Below are 18,755 nucleotides of genomic sequence, written 5' to 3' on the forward strand. Positions count from 1 at the left end.
GGCAGCCGCGCATGGCGATATGTCCTCACTCAGGGTGTCCGCGCCCTGGTTCGACGAGACCGGCGGTGAGAGTTCCTGGCTCCCGGGACTTCCTACCCCGGTGACAGTGGCGGGACCGCGCCGGACTTGCACCGGCTTCCTCTCTTGCCGCCGTAGCTGGCCTCGGCAGTCCACCATGCCCCCGAACGGCAGTCAACTTGCCGTTGACCTGCGACGGGAGAGTGTGCTGAGGCCCACATGCGAGGGTCGCAGTGGTCACGGAAACGCGTGGTGCCGGGACGGATCACCGTCCCGGCACCACACGTGGAGCAACTACGGCCGCAGGCTCAGCCCTTGGCCATGATCAGGTTGATTCCGTACGCCACCGCCGCCGCGCACCCCGCGAAGCACACGTACGCGCCGGTGACCGCGAGGGTCGCCGAGTCGCCCTGTGCCACGGCCCGTTCGCGGCGGGACAGGCCCATGACGCCCAGGGTGAACAGGGCGACGAGGCCCACGGTGACCGCGAGGCTGACGCCGAAGACGGAGCCCAGGGCTGCCCAGTCGATCTTCATGCTGCTTCTCTTCCTTCGTACCGGGTGGGCGGGCTCAGACCGTCGCCGCGGGCGGGGCGGCCGGGTCGGGGGCGGTGGCCGGAGCGGCCGGGGCGGGGATCGTGGCCGTCAGGTCCTCGGTCACGCCCGTGGGCGGCTGGGTCACGGCGGCGATCGCCGTGGTCACCACGCCGGCCGGCTCCTCGGTCTCGTTGACGTTCGAGGCGTCGACGACCTCACGGCGGGAGATCTTCCAGATGGCCGCGCTGGAGCCGATCAGGAAGACGGCGACCACGCCGGTGCCCCAGTCGCCGAGGTCGGTCACGGACTCGGCGAGCGCACCGACCAGGGCGGCGGCCGGCAGCGTCAGGACCCAGGCGACCAGCATCCGGGTCGCCGTGGACCAGCGGACCACGCCGCCCTTGCGGCCGAGGCCCGCGCCCATCACCGAACCGGAGACCGAGTGGGTGGTGGAGAGGGAGAAGCCGAGGTGGGAGGAGGCCAGGATGACCGTGGCCGCGCTGGTCTGGGCGGCGAAGCCCTGCTGCGGCTGGAGGTCGGTCAGGCCCTTGCCCATGGTGCGGATGATGCGCCAGCCGCCGAGCCAGGTGCCGAGCGCGATGGCGAGACCGGCGGAGAGGATGACCCAGGTGGGCGGGTCGGAGTCGGGGGCGACGACGCCGCCGGCGACCAGGGCGAGGGTGATGATGCCCATCGTCTTCTGCGCGTCGTTCGTGCCGTGCGCGAGGGAGACCAGGCCGGCCGAGGCGATCTGGCCGGCGCGGTAGCCCTTCTCGGCGGCCTTGCCGTCGGCCTTCTTGCCCAGGGTGTACGACAGCCGGGTCGCCAGCATCGCGGCGAGGCCCGCCACGATCGGGGCGGCGAGCGCCGGGATGAGCACCTTGGTGACGAGCACGTCGCCGTGGACCGCGCCCATGCCGGCCGAGGCGATGGTGGCACCGATCAGACCGCCCATCAGGGCGTGCGAGGAGCTGGACGGGAGTCCGACGAGCCAGGTCAGCAGGTTCCAGAGGATCGCGCCGACCAGGGCCGCGAATATGACCTCGGGACGTATGCCGTTCTCGTCGACGAGACCCTTGGAGATCGTGTTGGCGACCTCCACGGAGAGGAAGGCGCCCACAAGGTTCAGCGCGGCGGACATGGCCACCGCGACCTTGGGCTTGAGTGCACCGGTCGAGATGGTGGTGGCCATCGCGTTGGCGGTGTCGTGGAAACCGTTCGTGAAATCAAACGCGAGTGCGGTGATCACCACAATCGCGAGGATCAGCGAGAAGTTTTCCATTTACCCAGGCAATCGTTCGTAGTCATCGGTCGGTTGACCGTAGGAAACCTGAGTGAACGGAAGATGAACTGAGGGCGGCTGTGGAGTGTCTGGAACGGGGGGTCGCCGCTCCGCCCGGTTCGGCGGCCCCCCGGGTCCCTCGTTGCCCCTTGGCTAGTAGCCCCGGGCGAACTTCTTCAGCTGGGCCTGGGACCCGTTGAAGAGATTTTGATCACCCGGCAGGCTGCCGCTGTTGTCGTACTGCCAGAAGCTCCAGAACGACCAGCCGGCCGGCAGCGATCCCGCGTCCGCCGAGTTGTGGCGGGCGAGCCACAGTGCGTGGTTGGAGGCGAAGGCGCGGCTGCTGCCGGTGCACGTGTTCCACCAGTGGGTGGTCGTGTAGATCACCGGGCGGCGGCCGGTGAGCCGCTTCACCTCGTTGCTGAACGACTTGATCCAGTTGACCATGCCGGCCTTGCTCAGGCCGTAGCACCTGTGCTTGGCGTCGTACGGGTTGTATTCGATGTCGAGCGCGGGCGGCAGAGTCCAGCCGTCCGCACTCCACGCGCCGCCGTTGCGCACGAAGTAGGCCGCCTGGGTCCGGCCCGAGGACTTGTTCGGCAGCGCGAAGTGGTACGCGCCGCGGATGATGCCGGCGTTGCGGGCGCCGTTGTACTGCTGGCCGAAGTACGGATTGCGGTAGTTGGTGGACTCGGTCGCCTTGACGTAGACGAACTTGGCGCCCTTCGCCTTCGCGCTCGACCAGTTGACGTTCTTCTGGTGCGAGGAGACGTCATGTCCCTTCGGCAGGCTCGCGGCCGAGGCCGGCAGCTCGGCGAGCGCGGTCCCCCCGGCGACGAGCGCCGCCACGGAGACCGCGAGGACGCGGTTGCGGCGGCGGGACGGTTTGCGATCACGGGCCATATTTCCCCCCGGAATGGCGACGTGCACGACAAATCAACGGGAGATTACTGGAAGATCGTTGAATGCTGGGCGATCTCAGGCCAAGCACGAGAAGAAAGGGATATGTTCCTATATGTGGTCTTTCGGAGGCCGGTCTTCCGCCCTAAAGTGCCCCGGCCCCGCGGCGGGTTGACGGTGCGCCTGGCAGGATCGCGGCATGGCTGAGCAGCGACGCGACCAGCGGGACGAACGGGATGCGCGGGAGGGTGCACGGGATGTGCCCGAGGGGCGGGGGAGGGGTGTGGGCGCCGAGGAGGCACGCGCCTGGCAGGCCCTCGTCGCCACCGCCCGCCGCACGGTCGCCGACGGCCTCGTCGTCGGCACCTCCGGCAATGTCTCGGTCCGCGTCGGCGACACCGTGCTGGTCACGCCCTCGGGCCTGCCCTACGACCGGCTCACGCCGGACGACGTCACCGGCGTCGACCTCGACGGCCGTCAGGTGCTCGGCACGCTCGTCCCGACGAGCGAACTCCCCATGCACCTCGCCGTCTACCGCACCACCGACGCCCGCGCCGTCGTCCACACCCACGCCGTGCACGCGACCGCCGTCTCGACGCTGGTCCCCGAGCTCCCGGCGATCCACTACATGGCCGGCGCCCTCGGCGGCCCCGTCCGAGTTGCCCCCTATGCGGCATACGGCACCGATGAGTTGGCCGAGAACATGCTCCAGGCCCTCGCCGACCGCACCGCCTGCCTCCTCCAGAACCACGGAACGATGGCCTACGGCACCACCCTCGACCAGGCCTACGACCGCACCGCCCAGCTGGAGTGGATGTGCCGGCTGTGGCTGACGGCGTCTTCGGTGCCGGGGTTGTCGCCCACGTTGCTGTCCCGGGCGCAGGTGGACGAGGCGGGGGAGAAGCTGCGCGCCTACGGGCAGCGGAAGTGAGCTCGCGGGGTACCCGGACCCGGTGACTACGACACACCCTCGTCGACGCCCCGCATCACCCCGCTCCTTCCTCCGGCTGGCCGGTGACCGGGTCCGCCAGGACACTGGACGGGTGCGCACAGTCAAAGCAACGGCCGCCGCCGTCACCGTAGCCCTGGCCGCCGGCGCAGCCTCCGTGGCCGCCGGCCGGCTGGCGAGCGACGCCGCGCTCAAGGCGCCCCCGGGCAGGCCGCTGCCCACCGAGCCCCGGCTCACCGTGCACGCCACGGCCGCCGGCCAGATCGCCCTCACCCGAGACCTCGCGGCCCTGCGCCCCGGCACCTACGGCCTCGCCGGCGACGGCAGCCACGCGGTGGTCGGCCCCGTCCTCGACACGGCCACGCACTCCGCCGACAGCGTCGTACGCCGCCTGGAGCGCGTCACGCACGGCAGCCTGGAACCCGGCGACAAGGTGTGGCTCACCCCGAACGTGCACATCGGCAACCCGAGCGCCGCTCTCGGCCTCGACCACGCCGACATCGACGTCCCCGGCGAACTCGGCGCCCTGCCCGCCTGGTTCGTGCCCGGCGCGCGGGACACCTGGGTGATCACCGTGCACGGCCTGGGAGCCACCCGGGAACACCCCATGAACGTCATGGAGTTCCTGCACCGCCAGCGCTTCCCGGTGCTCGACCTCGCCTACCGCGGCGACCTCGGCGCCCCCCGCCCCCCGGACGGCCTGAACCACCTGGGCGAGACCGAGTGGCGCGACCTGGACGCCGCGATCCGCTACGCCGTGCGCTACGGCGCCGAGCACGTCGTCCTGCACGGCTGGTCCACCGGCGCCACCATGGCGCTGCGCGCCGCCGCGCACTCCGGCATGCGCGAGCGCATCTCCGGCCTGGTCCTGGACTCCCCGGTCCTCGACTGGACGACGACGCTGCGCGCCCTCGCCTCGGCCCGCCGCACGCCCGCCGCCCTGCTGCCGCTCGCGGTGCGGGCCGCGCAGGGACGCACGGGCCTGGAGGGCGACCGCACCGCCGAGAACGTGCTGCCGACCGTGCCGACGCTGATCTTCCACGGCCCGGACGACACCCTGGCCCCCTGGGAGCACTCCCGCCGGCTCGTGAACGCCCACCCCAACCTGATCGCCCTCCACACCGTCCCGAACGCCCCGCACTCGGCGATGTGGAACGCCGACCCGAAGGCCTACGAGGAGGCCCTGCGCCGCTTCCTCACCCCGCTCATGTGACCCCTCCCGGGTGACCGTCCCGCACGCTCGGGGCGCAGCGGAACTGAACAACCGACGCGATTCCGTTTAAGGCCGTACCACTGGCCTGTTCTCGGCCCCGAGCCGCCCGCCGGACCCCGTCCGTTGGCCAGTCCCGTCGCCCCCCGTGACATTCCGTTTGGGTTTTCGGACCGTCAACCGGAAGACTGCACCCGTGACGTCCCGTATCCCGCGCGACTCCAGGCTTCGACTCGTCCGCCCGCGACCCCTGGCCGCCGCCCCCTCAGCTGTGAACCAGCGGCGCCCGCGCCGCGCCGCACCCCGCCCACCGGAGGGCACACCGGCACCCGCGGAGCTGGCCAGAATGGCTCGCTTGCAACTGGCCCCCGCGGCCCGCGTCGCCCGCTGGGCCGACGCCGCGCTCGGCCCGGGCAGCGACGGCGCGACCGCCGACGGCAAGGCCACCCTCGCCGACGCGACCGCCGAACGGGCCTCCGGGGACCTCGGCCTGACCGTGGTTCAGGTACGCGCCGACTGGGACACCGCCCGCCTCGCCGGCCTGGTCGAGGTACACGGCGACAGCGCCCGCCCCGGCTGGCGGCTGCGCGCCTGGAACCGCGACGACAGCGCCGTACTGCGCGGCTGGGTCGCCCTCTTCGACGCCTGGTCGCTCGCCCACGCCGAGCCCGCGGAGCACGAGCCCGCCGCCGTCGCCGAGGTCGTCTCGGCCATGCCCCAGGTGCTCTCCTTCCTCCAACTGTCCGCCGGGCCCGTCCCCGTGGAGCAGCTCCTCGACCTCCTCGAGCAACGGGTCACCGAACTGCGCACGGAACGCTGCGAGATCCCCTACGGCCCGCAGCCCGAGCCCGTCCAGCAGCCGGAGGCCCTGGACGCCCCGCTCGCCCCGCTCCTCGACTGGGCCCTGTACGCCCTCGCCTCCGTCGGCGCCCTCACCTACGGCGGCGGACAGGCCACGCTCACACCGCTCGGCAACTGGGCGGTCTGGGTCAAGCTGGAGCAGATCTGCGTCGCCGCGCAGAGCCCCGCCGGGAACATCGAGCAGGCCGCCGAGGACATGCTGCGCGGCTGCGCCCAGCTGCGCCCCAACGCCGCCCGCGCCGAGTACCGCGCCTGGCTCGCCGCCCGCCCCGTCGGCAGCGCCGTCACCGAGCTCATCGACGCCGCCCGCGGCGACGACGCCCTGCTGCGCGGCCTCGCCTTCGAGGCGCTGCGTGTGGTCGGCGCCCCCGCCGAGCCCGACGTCCGCTCCGTGGCCGACGAGCCGACCCTGCGGCCGTACGCCCTGCTGTGGCTGGCCGAGCACGACGGTATCGACCCCGAGGACGCCCACGAGGTCCTCACCCGCCAGGAGGCCACCTGGCTGTGGGTCGACACCGCGGCCGCCGTCGCCGACCACGGCGAGGCCCCGATGCTCGTACGGCACCTGGAGTCCGCGGTGCAGCCCACGGTCCCGATGCTCCTCGACGAGGTGCGCGCCGTCGGCCACCCCCGCACCGTCCAGGTCCTGGTCGCCCTCGCGGCCGCCCACCCCGACCCCGCCCTCGCCAAGGCGGTCCGCCGCGCCGCCTTCCAGGTGCACACCGGAGGCAGCTGACCGGGAGGCGGGACGAAGGGCCGAACGGGGGACGCGCCCCCGCTCGCCCGCCGTGTCACGACCGCTTGCCCGGCGGCGGCTCCCGTGCCTGGCTACGCTCTGCGCCGGATCCGCGGCAAAGGGTGCTGAAGGGGGCAAGGTGGTCGTTCTGCCGGTCGAGGTGACGGAGCCGAACCCCGCCACCCCGAGGAACAGCGGGCCCTCGGCCTTCCGCCGGCTCCTGCCCGCCGCCCTCGCCCTCCTCCTGGCGGCACCCGTCCTGGCCGCCGCCCACCAAGTCCGCCCCGCGCCCTACGGGGACCGTCTCACCGTGCACGCGCGCGGGGAGCACGGCACCGCGACGGGACTGCGGACCCACCGGGCGAGCGTGGAGGCGTACGACTGGAGCTACGCCCGCGAGGGCCGCCGTCCGCTCGCCGTGCTCCCCGCGCGCGGGGAGGCCATCGCGCTCTGGGACGACGGAGTGGTCACCGACACCGACGGCGTCTCCGTCCGCTGGCACCGCGCCCTCCCCGCGGCCGCCGACTGGCTCCCCGCGCAGGGCGGCACCGGCGTCCTGCGTCCCCTCGGCCGGGGCATGCTCGCCGTCGTCACCCCGCCCCGCATCACCGGCTACCGGATCGCCGACGGCGACCTGCGCTGGGTGCTGCCCGCGCACCAGGGCTGCGCCTTCGCGCCCGCACGTGCCGTACGTCACGCCGGAGTGCTGCTCGTCGCCCAGCCCTGCCGGACCGGAACCTGGACCGCCCAGCTCATCGCGGTGGACGACCGGGGACGGATCTCCCCGCACCACAGGCCTCGCCGCAACGAGGCCTCCGGCGGGCGGCCCGAACACGCGAACACAGAAAAAGTGGTTGCACAGCCCCGTTAGACTTGGCCCATGGCCATTCTCCTCGCGCATTAGACGGCGGGAACGTCCTCAGCCGCCCACCCGTCAACCTCTGTCCGCCCTGGAGTCTGTCCGTGATCTCCGCCTCCGGTATCGAGCTGCGCGCCGGTGCCCGCGTCCTCATCGAGTCCGCCAACTTCCGTGTCGCCAAGGGCGACCGCATCGGCCTGGTCGGCCGCAACGGCGCAGGCAAGACCACCCTCACCAAGTGCCTCGCGGGCGAGGGCATCCCCGCGGCCGGTCAGATCACCCGCTCCGGTGAGGTCGGCTACCTCCCGCAGGACCCCCGCACCGGCGACCTCGACGTCCTCGCCCGCGACCGCGTCCTGTCCGCGCGTGGCCTGGACGTCCTGCTCCGCAAGATGCGCGAGAACGAACAGCGCATCGCCAACGGCAAGGGCGCCACCCAGGAGAAGGCCCTCAAGCAGTACGAGCGCCAGGAGACCGAGTTCCTCACCAAGGGCGGGTACGCCGCCGAGGCCGAGGCCGCCACCATCGCCGCCGCGCTCAACCTGCCCGACCGGGTGCTCGGCCAGCCGCTGCACACGCTCTCCGGCGGTCAGCGCCGCCGTATCGAGCTGGCCCGCATTCTGTTCTCGGACGCGGACACCCTGCTCCTCGACGAGCCCACGAACCACCTCGACGCGGACTCGATCATCTGGCTGCGGGACTACCTCAAGACCTACCGCGGTGGCTTCATCGTGATCTCCCACGACGTCGACCTGGTCGAGACGGTCGTCAACAAGGTGTTCTACCTGGACGCCAACCGCGCCCAGATCGACATCTACAACATGGGCTGGAAGCTCTACCAGCAGCAGCGCGAGGCCGACGAGAAGCGCCGCAAGCGCGAGCGGCAGAACGCCGAGAAGAAGGCCGCCGCACTGCACTCGCAGGCCGACAAGATGCGCGCGAAGGCCACCAAGACCGTCGCCGCGCAGAACATGGCCAAGCGGGCCGACCGGCTGCTCGCCGGACTCGACGCGGTCCGGGTCTCCGACAAGGTCGCCAAGCTCCGCTTCCCCGAGCCCGCGCCCTGCGGCAAGACCCCGCTGACGGCGGAGGGCCTGTCGAAGTCGTACGGCTCCCTGGAGATCTTCACCGATGTCGACCTGGCCATCGACAAGGGCTCGCGGGTCGTCATCCTCGGCCTCAACGGTGCGGGAAAGACAACCCTGTTGAGGCTCCTCGCGGGCGCCGAACAGCCGGACACCGGCGCCGTCGTCCCGGGCCACGGCCTCAAGCTCGGCTACTACGCCCAGGAGCACGAGACCCTGGACCCGGACCGCACCGTCCTGGAGAACATGCGCTCCGCGGCCCCCGACATGGACCTCGTCGAGGTCCGCAAGGTGCTCGGCTCGTTCCTGTTCTCCGGCGACGACGTCGACAAGCCGGCCGGTGTCCTCTCCGGCGGCGAGAAGACCCGCCTCGCCCTGGCCACCCTGGTCGTCTCCTCGGCGAACGTCCTGCTCCTCGACGAGCCGACCAACAACCTCGACCCCGCCAGCCGCGAGGAGATCCTCGGCGCGCTGCGCACCTACAAGGGCGCCGTCGTCCTCGTCACCCACGACGAGGGCGCCGTCGAGGCGCTGCAGCCGGAGCGGATCATTCTGCTGCCGGACGGCGTCGAGGACCTGTGGGGCGCGGACTACGCGGACCTCGTCGCCCTCGCTTGATCGAATGCGTGATCAACGGCGTATGGATCATTCGGCCCACCGGTGATCCATCATCTGTGTGAGATCTCCTCGTACCGAGGTGTGTCCTACATCGATTTCACGGCCGAGCCCTTTATCGACAAGGGCTCGGCCGTCATACGTCTCTGACCTGGCACTTCGTGAATTCCCTCGTTCGGCGGTACGAACGCCGCTGGGAGGAATTTCAGATTCCGCTTGTGGGGATGCGCTCCTGTCGTCAAAACCCTGTCTCACGGACCTTGCCGAATGGGTGGCCATGAAGCCCCGGAGGGGTGATCATGAGGGGACCAGAGCGCACTTCCCATGAGGAGGCACGGGTGGCCGAGACTCTGAAGAAGGGCAGCCGGGTTACCGGCGCCGCGCGCGACAAGCTCGCGGCAGACCTGAAGAAGAAGTACGACTCCGGTGCGAGCATTCGGGCACTGGCCGAAGAAACCGGCCGCTCGTATGGCTTCGTGCACCGGATGCTCAGCGAGTCGGGCGTCACGCTCCGTGGGCGTGGCGGTGCGACACGGGGCAAGAAGGCCGCCTCGTCCTGACCCGGGCGGCCCATCGGCTTCGATGGTGGCCACCCGGTCGGTCGACAGATCGGCCGGGTGGTTACTGTGCAGTCACTTAGCTTTGCGCTTCAGCTTGCTCTGTTGACCGCACTCATCGGAGGCACCCCATGGCTTCGCCTGCCCAGGACCTCGGTCCGGTACTCGACAAGGACGGCGTACGGCTCACCGTCGACGACGCGATCGCCACGGTGACGCTGACCAACCCGGCCAAGCGCAACGCGCAGAGCCCCGCGATGTGGCGTGCGCTCGCCGAGGCCGGGCGGGTCCTGCCGGGGTCCGTCCGTGTCGTCGTGCTGCGTGCCGAGGGTCAGTCCTTCTCGGCCGGCCTCGACCGGCGCATGTTCACGCCCGAGGGAATCGAGGGCGAGCCGACGTTCGTCGAGCTTGCGCGCAGCAGCGACGGCGAACTCGACGCGAGCATCGCCGAGTTCCAGGCCGGCTTCACCTGGTGGCGGCGCAGCGACCTCGTGTCCATCGCCGCCGTGCAGGGGCATGCCATCGGCGCGGGCTTCCAGCTCGCCCTCGCCTGTGACCTGCGCGTCGTCGCCGACGACGTGCAGTTCGCCATGCGCGAGACCAGCCTCGGGCTGGTACCGGACCTGACGGGCACGCATCCGCTCGTCGGGCTTGTCGGCTACGCCCGCGCGCTGGAGATCTGCGCGACCGGGCGCTTCGTCCTGGCCGAGGAGGCCGTCAGCACGGGCCTCGCCAACCTCGCGGTACCGGCCGACCAGCTGGACGGCGCGGTGCAGGACCTGGCGTCGGCGCTCCTGGCGGCGCCGCGGGACGCGGTGATCGAGACCAAGGCGCTGCTGCGCGGTGCGCAGGGCCGTTCCTACGACGACCAGCGCGCCGCGGAGAGGGCTGCGCAGGCCCGGCGCCTGCGGGACCTGGCCGGCCTCGGCGAGTAACCGTTCAACCGACCGCGGTCACCAGCACCGCCACCGTCGGGTGATCCGGCAGCGCCTCCGACACCGCCGCGCGGACCTCCAGGGCCACGTCCACGGCCCGGTGGTCCGCGTCGATCGCGAGTTCCACGCGTGCGTGGCGGTGCGGGAGGCTGCCCTCCTGGCGGCGCTCCTCGATGTGCACCGGGCGGCCGAGGCTGCGCGTGAGGTGGGCGACTCCCGGGACCGTCAGCGCGGCGGACGCCACGCGCACCTCGTCAACGTCGTCGGGCTGCTCGGCGCGCGGGGGCGCGGGCTGCCCCACGTCCTCTGGTTCCGGTTCCTCGTCCAGCAGGGCCGTGACCCGCAGGTCCACCTCCGTCACCGCCAGGCCGAGCAGCTCCGTCGCCGCGGCCGCCAGCGTCGTACGCAGCAGGGCGGCCGTGGCCGGCAGCGGCTCGGCCGCCGTCGCCGCGAACTGAGCCGTCACGCGCAGCGGTCCGGGCGGGAGGGCGCTCGGCGGGGGCGGTACGGCCGGCTCGTGCGTGTCCTCCGGGTCGGCGAGCGCGATACGGACCTCGGTGAGCCGTACCCCGCGCAGGCCGCCCGCCGCACGGCGGAGCACTGTCTCGGCCGCCCTCTCGGCGAGCCATGCGCCGTCACGCGCGCCGCCCAGAGGCAGGATTCTGCCGAGCCCGAGCTGATGCCGAACTGTCTGAGACCACCGGTCCGCCGTCGTCATTCCTCCAGCCTGCCGCATCCACGGCGCACGATCCCGTCACCGCGCTTACGGTGGTCGGAGGGGCGACGATTCGAAGGGACGTGCGGTCATGACCGACATGACGGAACAGAACCGGACGGGGACCCTCGAGGGCGAGAACGAGCCGGTGCAGACCCGTAAGGCGACCAGGCGAGGCGGGGGAGACCCGGCCGGCCGCGGGCGAACGACCATCGCCGACGGAGTCGTGGAGAAGATCGCCGGGCTGGCCGCGCGGGACGTCCTCGGCGTGTATGCCATGGGCAGCGGCATCTCGCGGACCTTCGGTGCCGTGCGGGAACGGGTCCCCGGCCAGCAGAAATCGGTGACGCGTGGGGTGAAGGCAGAGGTCGGCGAGGTGCAGACCGCGCTCGACCTGGAGATCGTCGTCGACTACGGCGTGGCGATCGCCGACGTGGCCCGGGCCGTGCGGGAGAACGTCATCGCGGCGGTGGAACGGATGACCGGCCTCGAAGTGGTCGAGGTCAACATCGCGGTGAGCGACGTGAAGGTGCCGGAGGAAGAGGACGAGGAGTCGGAGCAGCCCCGGATCCAGTGAGTCGCCGACGACGGAACCACTAGCGCACAGGTGAGGAGCGCACGATGAACATGGCCGTGGTCGGCATGATCGCCGGCATGGCGTTGGGTTTCGCCGGGTATTTCGGCGGGTTCGGTGCCTTCCTGCTGGTGGCTGCCCTTGGCGCCATCGGTTTCGTCGTCGGCCGATTCCTCGAGGGGGATCTGGACCTCGGCGACTTCTTCCGTTCCCGTGAAGACCGGCGGCGGTGACACCCGTGAGCAACGGGGTCGATGAGCTCCGCAGACCCCTGGAGGTCGTCGCACCCGGCGAGCGCGGCGCGACCCGGATCGCCGACCGGGTCGTCTCGAAGATCGCCGCGCGGGCGGCGCGCGAGGCGCTCGGCAAGCTGCCCGCGGCGGCCACGCCCCCACGTGCATCCGTCGTCGTCCACCACGGCACCGCCCGGATCGGCATCCACCTCGACCTCGGCTACCCCACCGACATCGGCGCCCGGTGCGCGGATGTGCGTCGACATGTCGCTTCGCGGGTACGCGCGTTGGTGGGCATGGAGGTGCCGGAGGTCGCCGTCCACGTGGAGCGGCTGCACCTGACCCCGGCGCACGGCTCGGCACAGGGGAGGACGCGATGAGCGAGCCCCAGGGCTCCGAGGGCACCACACAGCGACTGCCGGTCATCGAGAAGGCACCCGGCGACGACCTTGCTTACGGACCACCGCCCCCGCCGGAGGGCGGGGACACCCGCGAGGGCCGTTTCTGGTCCGCGCGGCGCGTCCCCGCGGCCGTCGTGGCCATCCTCGTCCTGGCCGTCGCGGGCCTCTTCCTCTACGACATCGCAGCCGTACGGGCCCACCGGCCCGCGATGAGCTGGCGCCGCGAACTCGCCCGCCAGCTGGCCGAACGCCCCCTCGACGACACCTGGGTCCTGGTCGGCGCCGGAGTCGCAGCCGTCCTGGGCCTGTGGCTGATCGTGCTGGCGGCGACGCCCGGTCTGCGCGCCGTCCTGCCGATGCGGCGCCCCCAGACCGACGTCCGCGCCGGACTGTACCGGGAGGCGGCCGCCCTGGTGCTGCGCGACCGCGCGATGGAGGTCGCCGGTGTCCAGTCGGTACGGGTGCGGATGCGCCGCGCCCACGCCGATGTCCGTGCCGTCTCCCACTTCCGCGAACTGGACGACGTACGAGCCGACCTGAACGCGACGCTCGACGAGGCGATCAGGGGCCTCGGGCTCGCTCGCCCGCCCGCGCTGTCGGTCCACGTACGGCGACCCGCAGGGAAGGGGTGACGGCGATGCTCAGGACCGTCAACCGCGTACTGATCGGAATCGTCGGCCTCGCCCTGCTGCTCCTGGGCGGCTCCGTACTGGCCGTCGGTCTCGGCGTGCGGCCGCCCTCCTGGTGGATCCACGACGGCCGCCACGACGTGCTGCTCAGCAACGCCGAGCGCACCCGCTGGCAGGACGACGGCTGGTGGTGGCCGACGGTCATCGCGGCCCTCGCCGTGGTCGTCCTGCTCGCCCTGTGGTGGCTGACCGCGGTGCTGCGCCGACGCCGCCTGGCCGAGGTCCTGGTCGACACCGGCGACGGCGAGGGCGCACTGCTGCGGGGCCGGGCCCTGGAGGGTGTACTGGCGGGCGAGGCGGCCGAGTTGGACGGCGTCTCCCACGCCCACGTCCACCTGACCGGCAACCGCACGGCCCCCGAGACCCGAGTCCAACTCCTTCTGGAACCCCACGTGGACCCGGGAACGGCCCTCTACCACCTGACGACGCAGGCCCTGATGCACGCGAGGAATTCGGCGGGCCTGGCGGCACTCCCCGCGGAGGTCCGCATGAAGGCCGTCAAGCACCGCGCAGAAAGGGTCAGTTGACTCTCAGAAGCCGTGCCGCATTCCGCCGTCGACGGGAACCATGATCCCCGTCAGATAGGAAGCAGCGGGTGACAGCAAGAACGCCGCTGTACGCCCGAACTCCTCCGGGTTCCCGTACCGGCGCAACGGAATGCGGGATTCGTTCGCCGCACGCGTGGCTTCCGGATCCGCGGACATTCCGTCCAGCTCGCGCACACGATCCGTGTCGATTCGAGCCGGCAGCAGACCGACCACCCGAATTCCCCGCGGCCCCAACTCATCGGCAATCGACTTGGCGAACCCGGCAAGTCCGGGCCGCAGCCCGTTGGAAATCGTCAGCGCCGGAATCGGCTCGTGCACCGAACCGGACAACACGAACCCGATGACGCCCCCGGCCTCCAACTCCGCGGCCGCCGCACGAGCGAGCCGTACCGCACCGAGGAACACCGAGTCGAAGGCGGCCTGCCACTGCTCGTCCGTGTTGTCGGCGAGAAACCCCGGCGCCGGCCCACCGACACTCACGAGAATCCCGTCGAACCGCCCGAACCGCTCGCGCGCCGCCGCGATCAGCCGCGCCGGCGCCTCCGGATCGGCATTGTCGACGGCGACTCCGACGGCATTCGGCCCCAGCTCACCCGCCGCGTCGGCGACCCGCTTCTCGTCCCGCCCGGTCACCACGACCTTCGCCCCGTCCGCGACCAGCTCACGCGCCGTGGCGTTGCCGAGCCCGCGGGTGGCCCCGGTGACGACGTACACCCTGTCCTTCAGCCCAAGATCCATGGCCCCTATCCTGCCTTCCCGTCCCCGAACAGGGCGAGGGCGGTGTTCACCAGGCCCACGTGGCTGAAGGCCTGCGGGAAGTTGCCGAGCTGGCGGCCGGCGACGGGGTCGTACTCCTCGGAGAGCAGACCCACGTCGTTGGTGAGCCCCACCAGCCGTTCGAACAGCTCCCGTGCCTCCTTCCTGCGGCCCGTCATGTGCAGTGCGTCCGCGAGCCAGAACGAGCAGACCAGGAAGGTGCCCTCGTCGCCGGGGAGTCCGTCGACCGCCGTCCCGTCGGTGCTGTAGCGCCGCAGGAGGCCGCCGTGGCCCAGCTCCTCGCGGACCGCGTCGATGGTGCCGACCACGCGCGGGTCGTCCGGCGGCAGGAAGCCGACGCGCGGGATGAGCAGCAGCGAGGCGTCGAGTTCGCGGGAGCCGTAGTACTGCGTGAACGTATTGCGCTCGGGGTCGTAGCCCTTCTCGCAGACCTCGCGGTGCACCTCCTCGCGCAGTTCGCGCCAGGCGTCCAGGTCGCCGCTCAGCTTCGGGTTCTCCTCCACCGCGCGCACGGCACGGTCGGCGGCCACCCACACCATCACCTTCGAGTGCACGAAGTGGCGCCGTCCGCCGCGCACTTCCCACAGTCCCTCGTCCGGCTGCCGCCACTGCGACCGCAACCAGTCGATCAGGGCGGCCTGGATGGCCCACATGTGCGGCTTGGTGGGCAGGCCCGAACTCCGGGCCAGCGAGAGGGAGTCCATGACCTCGCCGTACACGTCCAGCTGCAGCTGGTCGACGGCCTCGTTGCCGATCCGTACGGGCGTCGAGTCCGCGAAGCCGGACAGCCACGGCAGTTCGAACTCGGGCAGCCGCCGCTCGCCCGCCAGGCCGTACATGATCTGCAGGTCGGCCGGGTCGCCGGCGACCGCGCGCAGCAGCCAGTCGCGCCAGGCCTCGGCCTCCTCCCGGTAGCCCAGCGACAGTCCCACGTTCAGGGTGAGGGTGGAGTCGCGCAGCCAGCAGTAGCGGTAGTCCCAGTTGCGGACGCCGCCCGGCTCCTCGGGGAGCGAGGTGGTGGGTGCGGCGACGATGCCGCCGGTCGGCCGGTAGGTGAGGGCCTTGAGGGTGATCAGGGAGCGGACGACGACGTCGCGGTGCGGGCCGTCGTAACGGCACTGCGTCGACCACTTCTGCCAGTCTCGGACGCTGTGGCGCAGCGCCTTGTACGGGTCGACGAGCGGCGGGCGCGGTTCGTGCGAGGGGTGCCAGGTGAGGACGAACGCGACCTGCTCGCCCTCCTCGACCGTGAACTCCGAGTGGGTACCGAAGTCCTCGCCCCAGGTGTGCACGTGGGGTTCGCTGCGCAGCCAGACCGAGTCGGGGCCGGCGATGGCCACCCGGTGTCCGTCGGACTTGCGCACCCAGGGGACGATCGAGCCGTAGTCGAAGCGGATCCGCAGCGTGCTGCGCACCGTCACGCGGCCGCTGAGGCCCTCCACGATGCGTACGACGTCGGGGGCGCGGTGGCGCTGCGGCATCAGGTCGGTGACGCGCACCGAGCCCTCGTCGGTCTCCCACTCGGTGTCCAGGACGAGGGTGCCGGGGCGGTAGGCGCGGCGGGTGCAGGGGCCCTCGGCGCCTTTGGGCGCGATGCGCCAGTGGCCGTTGTCCTCGTCGCCGAGCAGCCGGGCGAAGCATGCGCCCGAGTCGAAGCGGGGCAGGCACAGCCAGTCGACGGAGCCGTCCCGGCCGACCAGGGCCGCGGTCTGTTCGTCGCCGATGAGCGCGTAGTCCTCGATGCGGGGGTGCACGGAAGGCGGGTTCCCGGCGGGGCGGTGGGGCAATCAGGGGTGGGGCCGGGGGAGTGACGCATTGCTGACCGCGGTCGTCGAGAAGATCACGCCCTGGTGCGACGGCGTCTGGTTGAGCACCCACAGGCCGACCAGTGTGGCCAGGGCGAAGACCACGGCGATCAGGACGGCGAGGACGAGCCGGCGCCGGCGTTCGCGGCGCAGCCACTCGCCGCGTGCCGTGCGGTAGGCGTCGGGGGCGGCCTGCACTCCCTCGGCGAGCGCGGCGAGGGCCTCGCTCAGCTCCCGCTCGGTGCGGCCGGGACCAATGTCGTTCATCGCCGGGCCTCCATCGCCTGGGTCAGAGCGGCGATGCCGCGTGCCGTGTGGGTCTTCACGGACCCGGAGGAGATGCCCATCGCGGCGGCGATCTCGCTCTCCTTCAGCCCGAGCCAGTGTCGCAGCACGAGCGCCTCGCGCTGCCGGGCCGGTAGTTGCTGCAACGCGTCGATCAGCACCCGCTGGTCGTCGCGCAGCAGCGCCGTGCTCTCGGCGGAGGCGACGGCCTCGTCCGGCAGAACGGGCGGGTTCTCCACGTGCTTGCGGGCGACCTGGAGATGACGTATTCGCATCCGGGTCAGATTGCACACCGTGGAGCGCAGATACGCCTCCGCCGCCTCGACGTCCCGCAGCCGCCGCCACTTGCGGTAGATCTGGTAGTAGGCCTCGGCCACCACGTTCTCCGGGTCGTCCGCGCCGAGCAGCACGGCCAGGCGCAGCATCGAGGAGTAGTGCAGCTCGAAGAGCCGGGCGAGCGTGGCCTCGCGCTCCAGGTCGGCCGGGTCGGGCAGCGCGGGCGCGAGCGGCTCGCCCGGCAGCTCCACGTGGGGCTCCGGTGAGGGAGTCGGTTGTCTGCGTCTCACGGTCGGTTCGCTCCCGTCTCCGGGCGCCGCCTGACGGTCAGGCGGGACGGCAGATCGGTCAGGTCGGCGCCGCGCGGGACGCCGAGACGTTCGAGTACGGCGGTGCCGGCCACCGCGACGGTCAGGTTGAGCAGCAGGGCGGCGAGGCCGGCGTAGATCTCCAGCGGTCCGGAACCCAGCGGCACGATGGACGAGAAGCCCTCGCGCACGACCAGGTAGGTCCCGGCCGCCATGCCCGCGCCCCACCCGGCGAGCAGGGCGCGCGGATGCAGCCGCCCGGTGAACAGGCCGATCGCCACGGCCGGGAAGATCTGCAGGATCCAGACCCCGCCGAGCAGTTGGAGGTTGATCGCGTCCTGGTCGCGCAGCCCGAACACGAAGGCCACCGCCCCCACCTTCGCCGTGAGCGACACGGCCTTGGCGATGCGCACCTGCCGCTTGGGAGTAGCGGTCGGATGCACGTACTCGACGTACACATTGCGTACGAAGCTGGTGGCGGCCGCTATCGACATCACCGCCGCCGGGACCAGCGCCCCCACGGTGATCGCGCCGAACACCAGCCCGGCCAGCGGCCCCGGCATCAGCCGGTCCACCAGCATCGGTACGGCGGCCTCGGCACCGCCCTTCGGTGCCCGCACCCCGGCAGCGAGCGCCGCGATGCCGAGGAAGCCGAAGAGCGCGAGCAGCCCGGTCCAGGCGGGCAGGGCCACGGAGACCTTGCGCAGCGTGCGCGGTCCGTCGGCGGCGAAACCGGCCGTCAGCACATGCGGGTACATCAGCAGGGCGAGCGCGGAGCCGAGGGCGAGGGTGGCGTAGGCGGGCTGCTGGGCGGGGGAGAGCAGCAGCGCCGGGCCGCCGAGCCGACGTGCGGCGCCGTCGAAGACCGGGCCCGGGCCGCCGAGCCGCTCCAGGACCAGCCAGGTCACCGCGGTCAGCGACACGAAGACGGCGACCGCCTTGAGCGCCGAGATGACCGTGGGCGCCCGCAGCCCGTGCCGGTACGTGGCGACGGCGAGTCCGGCGAACAGCGCCACCATCACCAGGTCCCCGGTCGCACCCCGCGGGTAGACGCCCCCGGCGGTCAACACCGCCCGTATCCCGAGCAGTTGAAGCGCCAGATACGGCATCGTCGCCAGGATCCCGGTCAGCGCGACCACCAGGGCCAGCGACGGCGATCCGTACCGTCCGCGCACGAAGTCGGCGGCGGTGATGTACCCGTGCTTGCGGGCCACCTCCCACAGTCGGCTGAGCAGCACGAAGGCGATCGGGCAGACGATCACCGTGTACGGCACCGCGAAGAAGGCGGGCGCCCCATTGCCGTAGGCGAGTCCCGGTACGGCGGTGAAGGTGTACGCGGTGAAGATCGTGCCGCCCAGCAGGAACCAGGTCCACACCGGACCCAGGCTGCGGTCGGCCAGCGCCCAGCCCTCCAGCGAGGGCAGCCGGTCGCTCGGGTGCAGACGGCGCGCGGTGACGGCGAGCAGCGACGCTCCGCCGATCACGGCGAGAAACGTCGCGGTCATGGCGCCATCGGCCATGGGTCACCGTCCTTGGTGTGTGCCCTCGCGGGAGAGTTGCGCGGGCGGCCGGAACGGAGGACACGGAACCGGCGGGAAATT

The 18,755-nt window shown here is 71.9% G+C and carries 21 protein-coding genes and 1 riboswitch; of the genes, 12 read left to right on the forward strand and 9 right to left on the reverse strand.

The annotated features are described in order from the left end of the window. Nucleotides 1–48 precede the first annotated feature (48 nt). Nucleotides 49–191: riboswitch (cobalamin riboswitch) on the reverse strand. Between the two features lie 135 nt (nucleotides 192–326). From ACFY1L_RS43860 to ACFY1L_RS43870, 3 genes are all read right to left on the reverse strand, one after another. Beyond that, nucleotides 327–554, reverse strand: a complete 228-nt coding sequence (locus ACFY1L_RS43860; RefSeq protein ID WP_388838282.1) for a hypothetical protein — start codon at nucleotides 552–554, stop codon at nucleotides 327–329. A gap of 34 nt (nucleotides 555–588) precedes the next feature. Continuing rightward, complete coding sequence (locus ACFY1L_RS43865; RefSeq protein ID WP_388838285.1) at nucleotides 589–1,836, reverse strand: anion permease; 1,248 nt, start codon at nucleotides 1,834–1,836, stop codon at nucleotides 589–591. 153 nt (nucleotides 1,837–1,989) lie between these two features. Then, the gene (locus ACFY1L_RS43870; protein WP_388838288.1) at nucleotides 1,990–2,739 is read right to left on the reverse strand and encodes a lysozyme; all 750 of its coding nucleotides are present in this window, start codon (nucleotides 2,737–2,739) and stop codon (nucleotides 1,990–1,992) included. Between the two features lie 196 nt (nucleotides 2,740–2,935). On the opposite strand from ACFY1L_RS43870, the gene ACFY1L_RS43875 reads away from it, so the two are divergent. The 7 genes from ACFY1L_RS43875 to ACFY1L_RS43905 all read left to right on the forward strand — a co-directional run bounded on the left by ACFY1L_RS43875 (nucleotide 2,936) and on the right by ACFY1L_RS43905 (nucleotide 10,543). Beyond that, entirely contained in the window at nucleotides 2,936–3,667 is a 732-nt protein-coding gene (locus ACFY1L_RS43875; RefSeq protein WP_388838291.1) for a class II aldolase/adducin family protein, read from the forward strand. A gap of 112 nt (nucleotides 3,668–3,779) precedes the next feature. After that, nucleotides 3,780–4,898 carry an alpha/beta hydrolase family protein gene (locus ACFY1L_RS43880; protein WP_388838293.1) on the forward strand — a complete coding sequence of 373 codons (1,119 nt, stop codon included), beginning with the start codon at nucleotides 3,780–3,782 and terminating at the stop codon, nucleotides 4,896–4,898. A gap of 343 nt (nucleotides 4,899–5,241) precedes the next feature. Further along, nucleotides 5,242–6,492, forward strand: coding sequence for a hypothetical protein (locus ACFY1L_RS43885; RefSeq protein WP_388838296.1), 1,251 nt, complete (start codon nucleotides 5,242–5,244; stop codon nucleotides 6,490–6,492). Between the two features lie 139 nt (nucleotides 6,493–6,631). Continuing rightward, entirely contained in the window at nucleotides 6,632–7,363 is a 732-nt protein-coding gene (locus ACFY1L_RS43890; RefSeq protein ID WP_388838298.1) for a hypothetical protein, read from the forward strand. A gap of 92 nt (nucleotides 7,364–7,455) precedes the next feature. Then, nucleotides 7,456–9,054: an ABC-F family ATP-binding cassette domain-containing protein gene (locus ACFY1L_RS43895; protein ID WP_388838301.1), complete on the forward strand. Its 1,599-nt coding sequence runs from the start codon at nucleotides 7,456–7,458 to the stop codon at nucleotides 9,052–9,054. A 335-nt stretch (nucleotides 9,055–9,389) separates the two neighbouring features. Beyond that, nucleotides 9,390–9,611 (forward strand): helix-turn-helix domain-containing protein, encoded by a 222-nt coding sequence (locus tag ACFY1L_RS43900; RefSeq protein WP_004002281.1) that lies wholly within the window; start codon nucleotides 9,390–9,392, stop codon nucleotides 9,609–9,611. A 128-nt stretch (nucleotides 9,612–9,739) separates the two neighbouring features. Beyond that, on the forward strand, nucleotides 9,740–10,543 hold the full coding sequence (locus ACFY1L_RS43905) for an enoyl-CoA hydratase/isomerase family protein (RefSeq protein WP_388838304.1): 804 nt from the start codon (nucleotides 9,740–9,742) through the stop codon (nucleotides 10,541–10,543). Nucleotides 10,544–10,547: 4 nt separating this feature from the next. Here ACFY1L_RS43905 and ACFY1L_RS43910 read toward each other — a convergent pair whose 3' ends face one another. After that, nucleotides 10,548–11,261, reverse strand: a complete 714-nt coding sequence (locus ACFY1L_RS43910) for a nucleopolyhedrovirus P10 family protein (protein ID WP_388838307.1) — start codon at nucleotides 11,259–11,261, stop codon at nucleotides 10,548–10,550. A gap of 88 nt (nucleotides 11,262–11,349) precedes the next feature. Between ACFY1L_RS43910 and ACFY1L_RS43915 the strand changes: the two genes are divergently transcribed. Genes ACFY1L_RS43915 through amaP form a run of 5 tightly spaced genes read left to right on the forward strand, consistent with a single transcriptional unit; the run spans nucleotide 11,350 to nucleotide 13,682 of the window. Further along, nucleotides 11,350–11,835, forward strand: coding sequence for an Asp23/Gls24 family envelope stress response protein (locus ACFY1L_RS43915; protein WP_388838310.1), 486 nt, complete (start codon nucleotides 11,350–11,352; stop codon nucleotides 11,833–11,835). A gap of 44 nt (nucleotides 11,836–11,879) precedes the next feature. Then, nucleotides 11,880–12,065, forward strand: a complete 186-nt coding sequence (locus tag ACFY1L_RS43920; protein WP_388838313.1) for a hypothetical protein — start codon at nucleotides 11,880–11,882, stop codon at nucleotides 12,063–12,065. Then, entirely contained in the window at nucleotides 12,062–12,445 is a 384-nt protein-coding gene (locus ACFY1L_RS43925) for an Asp23/Gls24 family envelope stress response protein (protein ID WP_388838316.1), read from the forward strand. The genes ACFY1L_RS43920 and ACFY1L_RS43925 overlap by 4 nt, the downstream gene beginning before the upstream one ends. Further along, complete coding sequence (locus tag ACFY1L_RS43930) at nucleotides 12,442–13,098, forward strand: DUF6286 domain-containing protein (RefSeq protein ID WP_388838319.1); 657 nt, start codon at nucleotides 12,442–12,444, stop codon at nucleotides 13,096–13,098. The genes ACFY1L_RS43925 and ACFY1L_RS43930 overlap by 4 nt, the downstream gene beginning before the upstream one ends. A 5-nt stretch (nucleotides 13,099–13,103) precedes the next feature. Continuing rightward, a complete protein-coding gene (gene amaP / locus ACFY1L_RS43935; RefSeq protein ID WP_388838321.1) occupies nucleotides 13,104–13,682 on the forward strand; it encodes an alkaline shock response membrane anchor protein AmaP in 579 nt (192 codons plus the stop codon). Nucleotides 13,683–13,685: 3 nt separating this feature from the next. On the opposite strand, the gene ACFY1L_RS43940 is transcribed toward amaP, so the two are convergent. The 5 genes from ACFY1L_RS43940 to ACFY1L_RS43960 are packed head-to-tail and all read right to left on the reverse strand — an operon-like array spanning nucleotide 13,686 to nucleotide 18,674. Next, nucleotides 13,686–14,441, reverse strand: coding sequence for an SDR family oxidoreductase (locus ACFY1L_RS43940; RefSeq protein ID WP_388838324.1), 756 nt, complete (start codon nucleotides 14,439–14,441; stop codon nucleotides 13,686–13,688). 5 nt (nucleotides 14,442–14,446) lie between these two features. Continuing rightward, on the reverse strand, nucleotides 14,447–16,234 hold the full coding sequence (locus tag ACFY1L_RS43945; protein ID WP_388838327.1) for a glycoside hydrolase family 15 protein: 1,788 nt from the start codon (nucleotides 16,232–16,234) through the stop codon (nucleotides 14,447–14,449). A gap of 33 nt (nucleotides 16,235–16,267) precedes the next feature. Further along, the gene (locus ACFY1L_RS43950) at nucleotides 16,268–16,552 is read right to left on the reverse strand and encodes a hypothetical protein (protein ID WP_388838330.1); all 285 of its coding nucleotides are present in this window, start codon (nucleotides 16,550–16,552) and stop codon (nucleotides 16,268–16,270) included. Next, entirely contained in the window at nucleotides 16,549–17,136 is a 588-nt protein-coding gene (locus tag ACFY1L_RS43955) for an RNA polymerase sigma factor (RefSeq protein WP_388838333.1), read from the reverse strand. The genes ACFY1L_RS43950 and ACFY1L_RS43955 overlap by 4 nt, the downstream gene beginning before the upstream one ends. Further along, nucleotides 17,133–18,674 carry a sodium:solute symporter gene (locus tag ACFY1L_RS43960; protein ID WP_388838336.1) on the reverse strand — a complete coding sequence of 514 codons (1,542 nt, stop codon included), beginning with the start codon at nucleotides 18,672–18,674 and terminating at the stop codon, nucleotides 17,133–17,135. Before ACFY1L_RS43960 ends, ACFY1L_RS43955 begins: the two co-directional genes overlap by 4 nt. Nucleotides 18,675–18,755 lie beyond the last annotated feature (81 nt).

This window comes from Streptomyces sp. NPDC001663, assembly GCF_042893105.1.
In the GTDB taxonomy this organism is placed as follows: domain Bacteria; phylum Actinomycetota; class Actinomycetes; order Streptomycetales; family Streptomycetaceae; genus Streptomyces.